General features: G+C 36.1%; 15 protein-coding genes. 2 read left to right on the top strand and 13 right to left on the bottom strand.

The features are described from left to right. Positions 1-142: 142 nt before the first annotated feature. The 9 genes from spoIVA to GFJ36_RS06865 form a co-directional block, all read right to left on the bottom strand. The gene (gene spoIVA, locus GFJ36_RS06905; protein ID WP_000416519.1) at positions 143-1,621 is read right to left on the bottom strand and encodes a stage IV sporulation protein A; all 1,479 of its coding nucleotides are present in this window, start codon (positions 1,619-1,621) and stop codon (positions 143-145) included. Between the two features lie 242 nt (positions 1,622-1,863). Beyond that, positions 1,864-2,577, bottom strand: coding sequence for a hypothetical protein (locus GFJ36_RS06900; RefSeq protein ID WP_157349518.1), 714 nt, complete (start codon positions 2,575-2,577; stop codon positions 1,864-1,866). Between the two features lie 64 nt (positions 2,578-2,641). Continuing rightward, on the bottom strand, positions 2,642-2,845 hold the full coding sequence (locus GFJ36_RS06895; RefSeq protein ID WP_001288995.1) for a DUF2768 domain-containing protein: 204 nt from the start codon (positions 2,843-2,845) through the stop codon (positions 2,642-2,644). A gap of 266 nt (positions 2,846-3,111) precedes the next feature. Continuing rightward, positions 3,112-3,363, bottom strand: coding sequence for a stage VI sporulation protein F (locus GFJ36_RS06890; protein WP_000369753.1), 252 nt, complete (start codon positions 3,361-3,363; stop codon positions 3,112-3,114). Positions 3,364-3,478: 115 nt separating this feature from the next. After that, complete coding sequence (locus GFJ36_RS06885; RefSeq protein WP_000161769.1) at positions 3,479-4,501, bottom strand: NAD(P)H-dependent glycerol-3-phosphate dehydrogenase; 1,023 nt, start codon at positions 4,499-4,501, stop codon at positions 3,479-3,481. Between the two features lie 18 nt (positions 4,502-4,519). Next, positions 4,520-5,830, bottom strand: a complete 1,311-nt coding sequence (gene der, locus GFJ36_RS06880; protein WP_001125888.1) for a ribosome biogenesis GTPase Der — start codon at positions 5,828-5,830, stop codon at positions 4,520-4,522. 124 nt (positions 5,831-5,954) lie between these two features. Next, complete coding sequence (locus tag GFJ36_RS06875) at positions 5,955-6,140, bottom strand: capping complex subunit for YIEGIA (RefSeq protein ID WP_000979052.1); 186 nt, start codon at positions 6,138-6,140, stop codon at positions 5,955-5,957. Then, positions 6,137-7,030: a YIEGIA family protein gene (locus GFJ36_RS06870; RefSeq protein WP_000141603.1), complete on the bottom strand. Its 894-nt coding sequence runs from the start codon at positions 7,028-7,030 to the stop codon at positions 6,137-6,139. Before GFJ36_RS06870 ends, GFJ36_RS06875 begins: the two co-directional genes overlap by 4 nt. Beyond that, positions 7,023-7,634: a YphA family membrane protein gene (locus tag GFJ36_RS06865; protein ID WP_088062691.1), complete on the bottom strand. Its 612-nt coding sequence runs from the start codon at positions 7,632-7,634 to the stop codon at positions 7,023-7,025. The genes GFJ36_RS06870 and GFJ36_RS06865 overlap by 8 nt, the downstream gene beginning before the upstream one ends. A 116-nt stretch (positions 7,635-7,750) precedes the next feature. On the opposite strand from GFJ36_RS06865, the gene GFJ36_RS06860 reads away from it, so the two are divergent. Continuing rightward, positions 7,751-7,885, top strand: a complete 135-nt coding sequence (locus GFJ36_RS06860) for a YpzI family protein (RefSeq protein WP_000513900.1) — start codon at positions 7,751-7,753, stop codon at positions 7,883-7,885. Between the two features lie 331 nt (positions 7,886-8,216). Here the strand turns inward: GFJ36_RS06860 and GFJ36_RS06855 are convergent, their stop codons facing one another. The 4 genes from GFJ36_RS06855 to GFJ36_RS29045 all read right to left on the bottom strand — a co-directional run bounded on the left by GFJ36_RS06855 (position 8,217) and on the right by GFJ36_RS29045 (position 11,741). Next, the gene (locus GFJ36_RS06855) at positions 8,217-9,266 is read right to left on the bottom strand and encodes a type 2 isopentenyl-diphosphate Delta-isomerase (RefSeq protein WP_087985539.1); all 1,050 of its coding nucleotides are present in this window, start codon (positions 9,264-9,266) and stop codon (positions 8,217-8,219) included. A 12-nt stretch (positions 9,267-9,278) separates the two neighbouring features. Beyond that, positions 9,279-10,427 carry a 30S ribosomal protein S1 gene (gene rpsA / locus GFJ36_RS06850; protein ID WP_000229549.1) on the bottom strand — a complete coding sequence of 383 codons (1,149 nt, stop codon included), beginning with the start codon at positions 10,425-10,427 and terminating at the stop codon, positions 9,279-9,281. A gap of 334 nt (positions 10,428-10,761) precedes the next feature. Further along, positions 10,762-11,439, bottom strand: coding sequence for a (d)CMP kinase (gene cmk, locus GFJ36_RS06845; RefSeq protein ID WP_000361262.1), 678 nt, complete (start codon positions 11,437-11,439; stop codon positions 10,762-10,764). Positions 11,440-11,567: 128 nt separating this feature from the next. Then, positions 11,568-11,741 (bottom strand): YpfB family protein, encoded by a 174-nt coding sequence (locus GFJ36_RS29045; RefSeq protein WP_000738047.1) that lies wholly within the window; start codon positions 11,739-11,741, stop codon positions 11,568-11,570. Positions 11,742-11,921: 180 nt separating this feature from the next. Here GFJ36_RS29045 and ansA point away from each other — a divergent pair, with 180 nt between their 5' ends. After that, positions 11,922-12,896: an asparaginase gene (ansA, locus tag GFJ36_RS06840; RefSeq protein ID WP_087985537.1), complete on the top strand. Its 975-nt coding sequence runs from the start codon at positions 11,922-11,924 to the stop codon at positions 12,894-12,896. The last annotated feature ends 32 nt before the right edge of the window (positions 12,897-12,928 follow it).

Raw genomic sequence — 12,928 nt, 5'->3', positions numbered from 1 at the left:
TTAAGGAAATTGTTACTCTTAAAATGTGAAAATCTGATGAAACTTGACAATTTACAACAATATATTAGATAATGACTGTTTATTTTGCTATTCTATACGCGAAAATCAAAAAAAATCCCTCTACGATGAGAGGGATTTTTTCTTATAATATAATCGCAATTAATCCGCCAGATCCTTCATTAATAATTCTTTCTAGCGTTTCTTTTAATTTATATCTTGCATTTTCTGGCATTAAAGATAGTTTCGCTTGAATGCCTTCTCGAACAATAGAGCTAAGTGAACGTCCGAATATATCAGAATTCCAAATTGATAATGGGTCATCTTCAAAATCCTGCATTAAATAACGAACTAATTCTTCACTTTGCTTTTCAGTACCAATAATTGGCTCAAACGTTGACTCCACATCTACTTTAATCATATGAATAGACGGAGCTACAGCTTTTAGTTTCACACCAAACCTTGAACCGTGACGAATAATTTCTGGCTCATCTAAGCTCATGTCAGCTAACGCAGGCGCTGCTACACCATATCCTGTTTGCTTTACCATACGCAGGGCATCCGCCACTTGATCGTATTCTATTTTCGCATGAGATAAATCGAGCATAAGCTTTAATAAATGATCTTTCCCTCGAATTTCTACTCCTACTACTTCTTTTAAAATTTGATCATATAATTCATCTGGTGCATATAAATCAATCTCTGCTACACCTTGCCCCATATCAATGCCAGCTAAGCTCGCTCGATCAATAAATTCATACTGACTAAACTGCCAAACGACACGGTCCACATCACGAAGACGTTTTATATCCTTCACAGTCTCTTGAACAGCTTCTTGATAACTTTGGCGCAACCAATGCCCTTCATTTAACACCATCACCCAGCTCGGAAGGTTAACATTCACTTCTAAAACCGGGAACTCAAATAAAGCCTCTCGAAGCACATTGTACACATCTGTTTCCCTTAAACTTTCTACACTCATCGCAATGACTGGGATATCATATTCTTCAGATAAACTTTGGCGCAATTGCTCTGTATCTGGATGATACGGCTGTACAGTGTTAATGATCATAATGAAAGGTTTTCCGACTTCTTTTAACTCATTTACTACGCGTTCTTCTGCCTCTATATAATCTCTTCTTGGAATTTCACCAATCGTTCCATCTGTTGTAATTACAACACCAATTGTGGAATGTTCTTGAATTACTTTACGTGTTCCGATTTCTGCAGCTTCATGGAATGGAATAGGTTCTTCATACCAAGGAGTATTAATCATGCGCGGGCCATTCTCATCTTCATAGCCTTTTGCTCCTGGAACCGTATATCCAACGCAATCTACCAATCGAATATTCACTTCAAGACCTTCATCTACTTCGATAGAAACCGCTTGGTTTGGAACAAACTTCGGTTCCGTCGTCATGATTGTACGACCAGCAGCACTTTGAGGCAGTTCATCCTGCGCCCTTTGACGGTCAGACTCATTCTCAATATTAGGAATAACTACAAGTTCCATAAATTTTTTAATAAATGTTGATTTCCCTGTTCGAACAGCTCCTACAACTCCAAAATAAATATCACCGCCTGTGCGTTCCGCAATATCTTTAAAAATATCTACCTTTTCCAAGTGATTCCCTCCCTCAATATTTTTGGGAATAATTCCACATTTATAGTCAACTAATACCTTCTCTAACGTTGCCTATAATATCTGATATAATATAATGGTATTCTAGAAGTTCGGACAATATATCATATAATTTTGTCCAATTTCATATGACTATTAAAAAATACCTTTTGTTTGCATCGCAAGTTGTGTAACATAAAAAACCTTTCTTCTAGAACTTATTCACTAAAAGAAAGGTTCATGACTTATGATTTTAAAAAAATTGGTTCTCCATTCTTTACCGTATACGGTAAAGAATACGCAGGTACAAATGGAGAATCTTTCGAAAGTATATTCCGAATATCTTCCCCTTCCTTAAATTGCCCTTCATTTTTTTTCAACGCTTCATATAAGTCGATTCGATAATCAACATAAATTTCTCCCTTTTCATTGATTACAAAAGGAAGCCCTTTACCAGAATACGGACTTGTCACTTGCGGCACATCTTTATATCCTAGTTTTTTGAAATCTAATTCATATACACCATCTGAAATTACCTTTTTAAAAGGCGGATATTGATGTTCATCCCGATACATCCTAAGCTTTAATGATAATTCCTGGATTTGTTCAGCCATCCTAACATCAGTTAACTTTACTGTCGGGTTTGTTTCAACGTCTATTAATACGTATTGGTATACTCCTCCGCTTTCATACGCATTTCCTGGCGCCTCCTGTATGTAACGCGGAGCAATCTTTTGAAAATCAATTGGATACTTTTGATAAATAGGCGTACTCATATCCCGCGTCTTAATTGGCAATATCCCCTCATTTTGCTCCTTAAATGTCACTACAGCTTTTTGAACAACCTGTATCTGATCTTCATAAGGAACGGCATTTTGTTTCATATTTTCTTTCGGATACAGACATCCTGTTAAAAGGCTCATACAACAAAATATTAAAATAATATGGACTTTTTTCACTAGCAATCACCTTTTCATACTAATATAACTTGCTCCGTATGTAGCATTTTCGAGACCATTCCCTTTACTGCTGTACAGGTCCACTAAATACAACAAGAAAAATAACAATTCCTGACACAATCATAAGGGTGTACGCTACTAACGCTGTAATCCCTTTCAAAAATTTATTCTTTATTTTGTATCTACTTAGTAAAATAAAACTTACTGCAAAAAACATAAATCCAATTGCTCCTAAAGCAAACCACATTTTTATGAGCCCTTCTGACATATACACACCCCTTTTTATTAATCTATTTTTATACTATTTTAACAAATTAAAATCTTTAAACAAATACAAAAAGAACATTTTACTACAAATTAAGAATATATAACTTTAATCAACAGGTTTTTTCGCATCTTCCACTAATCTAAATAAAAATAAAACCGAAGCGAGTGTATCTCTCGCTTCGGTTGACCAAATATGCCCAAAACAGCTCTATTCCCATACTTTCATGGCTATCATATGCAATCTACAAACTCTTTGTTTCTTATATCTTATTTTTTAAACATTTTGCTTAACGAACCAAAATCAGCGGGCATATTATTGTTAATAATCGCTTTTACAATTTGATCCTCTTGTTCTTTCGGCACTTCACGTCCTGCCATAAGAGCCACTTGATGAATCAATTGACGAAGCACAGTCTCATCACGTAAATTCGCATTCTGTACAGATGATGCTAATTTAAAAATATCTTCTTTATTCACTTTCGCTTCTTTTTCAATGTTATTAAAAATGTTATTATCCATTCTTTTCACCCTCTCCTCAAGTTACTCTTCATCCTATGCAAAATTAAAAAAATGGTGAAAAGACCCATAAAAATAAAAAGCGACAGAAGTACAAATGTACTTCTGTCGCTTTTCTTTAAAGTAAGTCCGGTATAGCTTCCACTTCATGTTTTCGAACACGTCCCATTAATGAGCCTACTGCATCTTTCACATTATTCCCATTGAATAGCACGTCATATAAAGCAGCTGTAATCGGCATTTCAACTTCCATTTTCTCTGCTAATTCGTGAGCAGCTTTCGTTGTTCTTACACCTTCTACAACCATACCCATGCTTTCTAACACCTCTTCTAAAGAGTGTCCTTTTCCAAGCATATTTCCAGCGCGCCAATTTCGGCTATGAACACTTGTACAAGTTACAATTAAGTCTCCCATACCAGTTAGACCAGCAAACGTTAATGGATTTCCGCCCATTTTTCTTCCTAAACGAGCAATCTCCGTTAAACCACGTGTCATTAATGCCGCTTTCGCATTATCACCTAATCCAAGTCCATCAGTTATCCCAGCAGCTAATGCGATAATATTTTTTAACGCACCACCAAGCTCAACTCCAACGATATCTGGATTTGTGTATACACGGAAGTAACTATTCATAAACAAATCTTGTACTTCCTCAGCCGCTTCCATACGCTTTGCTGCAGACGTAACAGTTGTCGCTTGACGTAAACCAACTTCTTCAGCATGACTCGGTCCAGATAGTACAACAACATCTTTAATCAAGTCCTCTGGAATTTCTTCCTCAATCACTTCCGAAATACGTTTTGATGTACCAGGTTCAATCCCTTTACTTGCATGAATCCAAGTAGTCGGACCTGCTACATATTTCTTCATATCTTGTAATACCTCTCTATACGCTTTCGTTGGTACTACAAGAAGTACTACATTTACATCTACTAATGCTTCTTCTAAAGAAGAGTAGGCTGCGATTGTGCTTGGCAATGTAATTCCTGGAAGGTATCGACTATTCTCATGTTTTGTATTAATCTCATCCATAAGTTCAGAACGATTTCCCCAAATACGTACATCATGTCCATTGTCAGCTAATACCATCGCTAACGCTGTTCCCCAGCTACCTGCTCCAACTACTGTGATTTTTGTCATAAAATCACATCCTCTCCATTAGTCTCTTGCTCTAGCGATAATGTGAATCGGCGTTCCTACAAAACCGAACGCTTCACGTAAACGATTCTTTAAGAAGCGCTCATATGAAAAGTGCATTAATTCTGTATCGTTTACAAATATAACAAATGTTGGTGGTTTTACCGCAACCTGTGTCGCATAGAAGATTTTCAGACGGCTACCATTATGAGTTGGTGTTGGATTCATCGCTACCGCATCCATAATTACATCATTTAATACGTTCGTTTGAATACGGATACTATGGCTTTCATTTACTTCATTAATAACTGGTAATAATGTTTGTGTACGTTTTTTCGTTTTCGCAGATAAGAATACAATCGGCGCGTACTCTAAAAATTGGAAATGAGCACGGATGTTTTCTTCAAATGCTTTCATTGTTTTTTCATCTTTTTTCACTGCATCCCATTTGTTTACGACGATAATAACAGCACGTCCTGAATCATGAGCATATCCAGCAATTTTTTTATCCTGTTCAATAATTCCTTCTTCTCCGTCTAAAACGACTAAAACAACGTCAGAACGTTCAATCGCTCTAAGTGCACGAAGTACACTATACTTTTCTGTGCTTTCGTATACTTTCCCTTTTTTACGCATACCAGCTGTATCGATGATTACATAATCTTGACCATCTTTACTATATGGTGTATCAACAGCATCACGTGTCGTTCCCGCTATATTACTTACAATTACACGTTCTTGACCAAGAAGTGCATTTACAAGTGATGATTTCCCTACATTTGGACGTCCAATTAAAGAGAAACGGATTGTTTCATCATCATACGCTTCTTCTTCAATCTTTGGAAAATGATTTGCAGCTTCATCTAACAAATCACCAAGTCCTAAACCGTGTGTACCTGAAATCGGGAATGGCTCGCCAAATCCTAATGCATAAAAATCATAAATATCACTACGCATTTCTGGATTATCAACCTTATTTACCGCAAGTACAATTGGTTTTTTAGAACGATATAAAATTTTAGCAACTTCTTCATCTGCTGCAGTTACACCATCGCGACCATTCGTCATAAAAATGATAACATCTGCTTCATCAATCGCTACTTCCGCTTGTTGACGAATTTGTGTCAAGAACGGCTCGTCTCCAATATCAATTCCACCTGTATCAATAATGTTAAATTCATGATTTAACCATTCTCCCGCACTATAAATACGGTCTCGCGTTATACCTGGTATATCTTCTACGATTGAAACTCTTTCTCCAACAATTCTATTGAAAATAGTAGATTTTCCTACGTTCGGGCGGCCTACTATTGCTATTACTGGTTTCGGCATATACTTTCATCCTTTCAACTTGCTTCTGTTTATTATGTAAAAAACCCTTCTTTGTGCAAGAAGGGATTTGCATTCCAGAATATTTCTCAGCGTATCAAAACACCTCACATTATACCACACGTTACTAATGTTTCACAATAATATATACATTCTCTTGTAAGCGATGCGCAATACCATCTAAAATTGCCTCTAAATTATTTGCAACAAATTCTAACTCATCTGTCGATTCACAAGTAAACAAAGGGGCACCACCAGCAAATTTCTCCGGCGTTGTTGTAATAACCGCGAGAATTACACTTTCTAACATCATCTTTTATCTCCCCTTCCTTTCGGGGCTTCCGATGACATATGAACAGCACTTTCTAACGTCGGCACATTCCCTATGACACCTATCGCTTTCTCTGCATCTTGATCTTGTGGCAAGACAAAAATCCCAACCCTACCATCTTCTAAATCACGCTTTGCTAGCGGCACAAGCGCTGGCGTACCAGAATCTCTATAAATCCCTAAAGCAACAGAAACATCATGTAAAATAGCTTGTCGTTGTCCTAAGTTTGAGATTGTCACCATCGCATCAATTGTTTTCGGCCTTAAAATAAAGCCCATTCCATATTTCATAATTTCCTCTTGCCTTGCTGGCAATCCAATATTCATAATGTAAATATTATCAATATACAGCCCCGCTCCTTCAAAACGAAGTGGAACATGCTCGATATCAACAAGATCATGTAACCTTCTGCCAGACATTAATTTTTTCGCGATAATAAATGCGATTATAGCCATAATTACTCCAGCAATCCACGAATGGAACCCTATATACGCAAACGTCGTTGCAAACGACGTTAACATCGCCAAATAGTTTCGACTTTCAAAAACTAATGCAATCCCTTCAATATATGTATTTCCACGCGGTACGAGCTCATATCCATCTAATTGTTGAAGGGTATTTCTTTCCATATTACGCACATCACGAAACTGTGTTGCTGCTAATGTAAGAAATGTAATAGCAGAAAAATCTTTTTTCAAAATTGACGGAATCGCAATTGCTCCTAAAGCCGCTGCAATTAACCCCATCGCAACGTGAATAATTTTTCCGTGGAGCCTCGTCGGATATTGACGCGTATCTGTCCGGAGCATTAGCACTCTCGTTACTGTCCCCGCTATTACTCCGCATAAAATGGCCGGTGTATATTCAGTCATGTATTACCCTCGCCTTTCTTTTACGTGCTTTCCTCTTGAACTGTTCCATGTATACTGATGCTTTTGCAATCCAAAACAAAATTGCCATGAAAAATGTAGCAACGGCGACGATATCAAAAAACGCTAAACTTCCGTAATCATAAGGGAAATGTAGTTTTCGAAAAATAAGTGTCACTAACAATTCCCCCTGTAACATTCCTATATAAAGAGAACATAATCGTAATATGCGATCCTCATGCAATAAAACCGATGCATACACAAGAGCACCACTTACCAAAAACAACCTGTCCACCACAATCCAAATCGGATCATATACTTCTAACAAATGAAAACTTGTATATAACATTGCAATAATAAGTGCCGAAAGTAAGCTATATAATTTTTTCCAAATAGAATATAGTGCGATTCCTATAAAAGCAACAATACAAAGCAAAAGTGCATTTACTGATACCGTGAATGAAGCAATCGTTACATGTAACGGAGAGCAAATAATAAAAATCAATATACAAGCGCTTATCTTCCACCGCATAGAGTCCTTTTTCATAAAAAAAGTTACAACAATCCACCCTATCCAAGCTAAAAAATAAAAAGTACTCCCTTCCATCATTTCACCTCCTATGTTTTCCATTATGGGAACTTTTTATGAAAGTTAATCCACTTTCTTCGCGCATAGTTTTTTCATATAACAGCAACACTTTTAATAAGGAGGTGCTATTCATTATGGGTAAAGATCGTCAAGAACGAAAACTAAGAGAATCACGACGCGTTGAATCTGATCGTGACCAATCACTACAATATCCGGGTGCAACTGGACTGGATACACCAGAGCAAGCCCGAAAACAAAATCAGCACTAATGAACACAAAAAGACGGTTTCGATATTGTACGAAACCGTCTTTTACATAATTATTTTAATGATTTTTACTTATATCAAAATAATATTTAACATCCGAATTTTTCTATGGTTTATTTTTATCTCCACCTATTTTTCCTTTACGAAATTAAACCCTCCCTAATAATTCAGTAGCAAACTATCTACATTTTCCAGCCTCTTTTTCAGTCGCAACTTGCACAAGATAGTGTTTATATAGGAATAATTTTATTTTGATAGAATATTAATTCCATTCCTCACTTTATATTACTAAAACGAACAAAAAACAAAAAAATCAACCAAACGGTTGATTTTTTTATCTTCTACTATAATGCGTCGTATCAATACCACGCTGCGTTAACCAATGATACGTTTCGCCCTTTACAACAAGAGGTACAGCCTGTAACTCTTCTATCGTCTTTGCACCAAGAGCTGTCATAATAAATTTCAAATCTGTATGTAAAAGATCAATTTCATCCACTAACTTCTCGATACCATCTTGCATTAAAATACGTAAAAAGTATCCAGCAAACGCAGTTGTATTCGCCCCTAATGCGATTGCTTTCGCTACGTCAAGCGCTGTTTGTATACCCCCAGATGCAATAAAAGAGAGGTTATTATTTGTAGAGGTTGCTTCAATAATCGAGGTTGCTGTTTGTATGCCCCAGTTATTAAAATAAGAAAGCATTCGCTGTCTTCTTTCATTTTCAACAGCAGCAAAATTTGTACCACCTTGTCCACCAATATCAATTGCCGTTACACCTATGCTCGCTAGCTGTTGTATTGTTTCCTTACTCATCCCAAATCCAACTTCTTTCACAATGACAGGAACTTTACTATTTAATACAATTTTCTCAATGCGCTGAAGTACACCAGTAAAGTCACGGTCTCCTTCTGGCATCGTTAACTCTTGTATGACATTTAAATGAATTTGCAATGCATTCGCTTCAATCATATCAACGGCACGCTCTGCTTGTTCGATAGTTGCCTCACTACCTAAATTAGCAAAGAAAATACCATTTGGATTTACTTTTCTGATAATCGTATAAGAAGCAGCCTCACTTTCATCTTTTAACGCCGCCATTTGCGACCCTACAGCCATAGCAAGATTATGATGTTTCGCTACATATGCTAATTGCTCATTAATATGTAACGTTTTCTCTCCCCCACCACCAGTCATCGCATTGATAAAAATCGGCGAACTTAGTGAAAGTTCGCCGATTTTTGTTTCACATGTTATTGTGTCATAACTTGAATTTGGCAATCCTTGATGCACAAAATCAATATCATGAAATCCATGCGTACGAGACTGACCAGTAGAAAGAGCGTATTCAATATGATCTAATTTACGTTTTGCCCTTACCACTTGTACCCCTCTTTATTTCTTTAATTTTTTCAGTTGTTCACCAATAATATCACTTAATTGGAAAGTAGCAGAATCAGCATTTGGTTCATACTGACTGTAATCCTCAATTACATTATTTTCCTCAAGCGTTTCTTTTATACTTAAAGAAATACGTTTCTCTGCAACATGGACTTCAAGCACTTTCACTTTTACTTCTTGTCCCATTTCCAATACTTCATTTGGATTTTTCACGTGACGATTTGCAATTTGAGATACATGCACAAGACCTTCAACGCCAGGTAAAATTTCAACGAATGCACCGAATGTAACAAGACGTTTTACTACTCCCTCACGAATATCTCCAGCTTTTATTTCGCCAGCAACATTCTCCCAAGGTCCTGGCTGAGCTGCTTTAATTGATAAAGAAATACGTTGTGTATCAGCATCAACAGATAATACCTTTACCTTTACCTTTTGACCTTGCTCTAATACTTCAGAAGGTTGCTCTACACGTTCGTGTGAAATTTGTGAAATATGAACTAAACCGTCCACACCACCAACGTTAACGAAAGCACCAAAATCCGTTAATCGTTGCACTGTTCCTTCAACAACGTCTCCTTCTTTTAATGAAGAAATCGCTTCTTTTTTCTTAGAATCTAGTTCTAATTCTACTACTGCTTTATGCGAAAGGATTACACGATTTTTTTCGCGGTCTAATTCAACAATTTTCACGGCTAATGTTTTGCCTTTATAGTCAGTAAAATCTTCTACATAATGTACTTCTACAAGTGAAGCTGGGATAAAACCACGAACACCAAGGTCCACAACTAATCCACCATTCACGATATCTTTTACAGTAACATCAAACACATGACCAGAAGTAAATTTCTCCTGTAATTCTACCCATGCTTTTTCTGCATCAACAGCACGTTTAGATAAGACAAGATCATCTTCTTCTAATTTAATAATTTTCAATTCTAGTATTTGATCTAATTCTACAACATCGCTTGCTTTTTCAATATGAACGTTAGCTAATTCACTAATTGGAATTACGCCATCTGTTTTGTATCCAACATTTACAAGCACTTGTTTCTCTTCAACTTTCGTTACAGAACCTGTAACAACGTCACCAACTTGTAATTCTTTTGAATCCATAACTTCTTCATTCATTTTCTCTACCATGGAAATACCTCCCTACAGAATTGACAAAGCATTTTTTATGTATATACGAAATGAAAACATATGTTTTCATTTGCATGTTTAAGAATTTATCATCACATACTCAGTTTTCATACATTTCACTAGAAAATATATTAAACCTATATAAATAGTATACAGCAAAATCATCTTGAAGAAAGTATGTTTTGAAATATAATAGCGAATATATTCTGAAAGTTTTATCCTTCTTTTACTAACTTCTTACAAATCCGAGCATTTGTCAAGGAAAGAGACTCACAATTCACGCATCCTTTACATTTCTATATAAACAAAAAAAGAAAGAGGTTATCCCCTTTCTTTATTTTGCAAACACTCCTGAAACAATACTCATAATTTTTTGGACAACTTCTTCAATTGATAAAGAAGTTGTATCTAATTCCAATGCATCATCAGCTTTCTTTAGAGGAGAAACCTCGCGTTCTGAATCTAATTTATCACGCTGAGCAATTTCTTTTTTTAACTGCTCTAAATTAGAATCGAAACCTTTATTTATATTTTCTAAATGTCTTCTTTCTGCTCTTTCTTCAACAGAAGCAAGCATAAAGATCTTCACTTCAGCATCTGGTAACACATGTGTACCAATATCACGGCCATCCATTACAACGCCGCCTTTTTCCGCTAACTCTTGTTGACGACGCACCATTTCTTCACGAACAAGGCGATGTTTCGCAACAATAGATACTCGATTCGTCACCTCAGGTGTACGAATTACTTCAGAAACATCTTGTCCATTTAAAAATACAAGTTGTGTATTTTCTCCTTGCTGAAACTCAATATTTACATTCTTTACAACTTCCATTAACTTCTCTTCATTTTCAATGTCCACTTTTTGTTCAAGGGCTGCATATGTAATCGTGCGGTACATTGCGCCTGTATCAATATAAACGTAAGAAAGTTTCTTTGCCACAACTTTTGCAACCGTACTTTTTCCAGCAGCTGCTGGACCATCTATAGCAATTGAAATTCGTTTATCCATTGTAACACCTCATTTTTTCACTTATAAAACAAAACGAAAAGCAGGTATTCTCCTGCTTCTTCTCATTTGCTTCACGTCATTAAATCCTCAATTATTGTAGCATAATCCTTCATAGAAGAAAATGAAAACTACCTATTCACCTGTAAGATTTCTGCTTTGTTTTTTACCATGACACCTTCATAATAAACAATTTTAGATAAATATTTCACTGATGACTTATGTATAAATAACAATTGCACAACAGAAAGACAAATGAATTGTATTACTAATATACGAATAAAAATTTTCTCCATCTTTTTCAATGTAATTGCTCCCTCCTATCCTACATTTACACATTTCGTTTCGTGATTTTATACATCGTATATATAGCAGCTAACTTTATTGTCATTTCCGAGGCATACTTTTATACATTTCCATTGTCGAATTTACTCAAAACATGTTATGTTCTAAATGTATTTTTCAACTTGAAAGGGGTATAAGCATTGAAAAGAATCCTAGTTTTACACACAGGTGGAACAATTGCAATGGAGGAAGATAAAGAAACTGGGGTCGTACAACCAGGTGAAAAAAATCCTCTTTTAAAATTTATTCCTGATTTAGAAGGCGATGTTGATTTAATCGTTGAAGACGTGTTCCATCTACCATCTCCTCATATGACACCGAGCGAAATGTTACAATTACAAGTCATCATTGATGAAAAAGTAAAACAAGACAACATTCATGGCGTAGTCATTACGCATGGTACGGATACATTAGAAGAAACAGCCTATTTCTTAGATTTAACAGTGCAAGCAACTATTCCAATCGTTGTAACAGGTGCAATGCGTTCTAGTAATGAATTAGGTGCTGATGGTCTATATAACTTCTTATCGGCTGTAAAAGTAGCTAGCTGTAGTGAAGCTGCTGAAAAAGGTGTTTTAGTCGTATTAAACGACGAAATCCATTGCGCTACAAATGTAACGAAAACACATACAAGTAACGTGGCAACATTCCAGAGTCCACAGTATGGACCAATCGGTATGGTAACAAAGCGCGGCGTTGTATTCCATCACGCTTTAGTACACCATGAAACATATTCAGTAAATAAGGTTTCTAAAAACGTAGTTGTTCTAAAAGCATACGCTGGTATGGACGATACATTGTTAGCAGCAATTGAAAACCTTCCAGTAGACGGGATTGTTATTGAAGCACTTGGACAAGGTAATTTACCTCCAAGAACACTTCCTAGTCTAGAACGATTAATCGACAAAGGAATCCCTGTCGTATTAGTTTCTCGCTGTTTCAATGGCATCGTGCAAGATGTATATTCATATGAAGGTGGCGGCAAACAATTAAAAGATATGGGTATTGTATTCACATACGGTTTAAATGCTCAAAAAGCACGTATTAAATTATTAGTTGCATTAGAGAATACAAATTCTCATGAAACAATCCAAAATATGTTTATGCACAATTAAAAAGAAGCTGTCGAAGTTTATTTCGACAGCTT

It is taken from the genome of Bacillus sp. EE-W1, assembly GCF_009760835.1.
GTDB classification, from domain to species: Bacteria; Bacillota; Bacilli; order Bacillales; family Bacillaceae_G; genus Bacillus_A; species Bacillus_A wiedmannii.
This window is presented reverse-complemented; position numbering and strand designations above follow the sequence as displayed.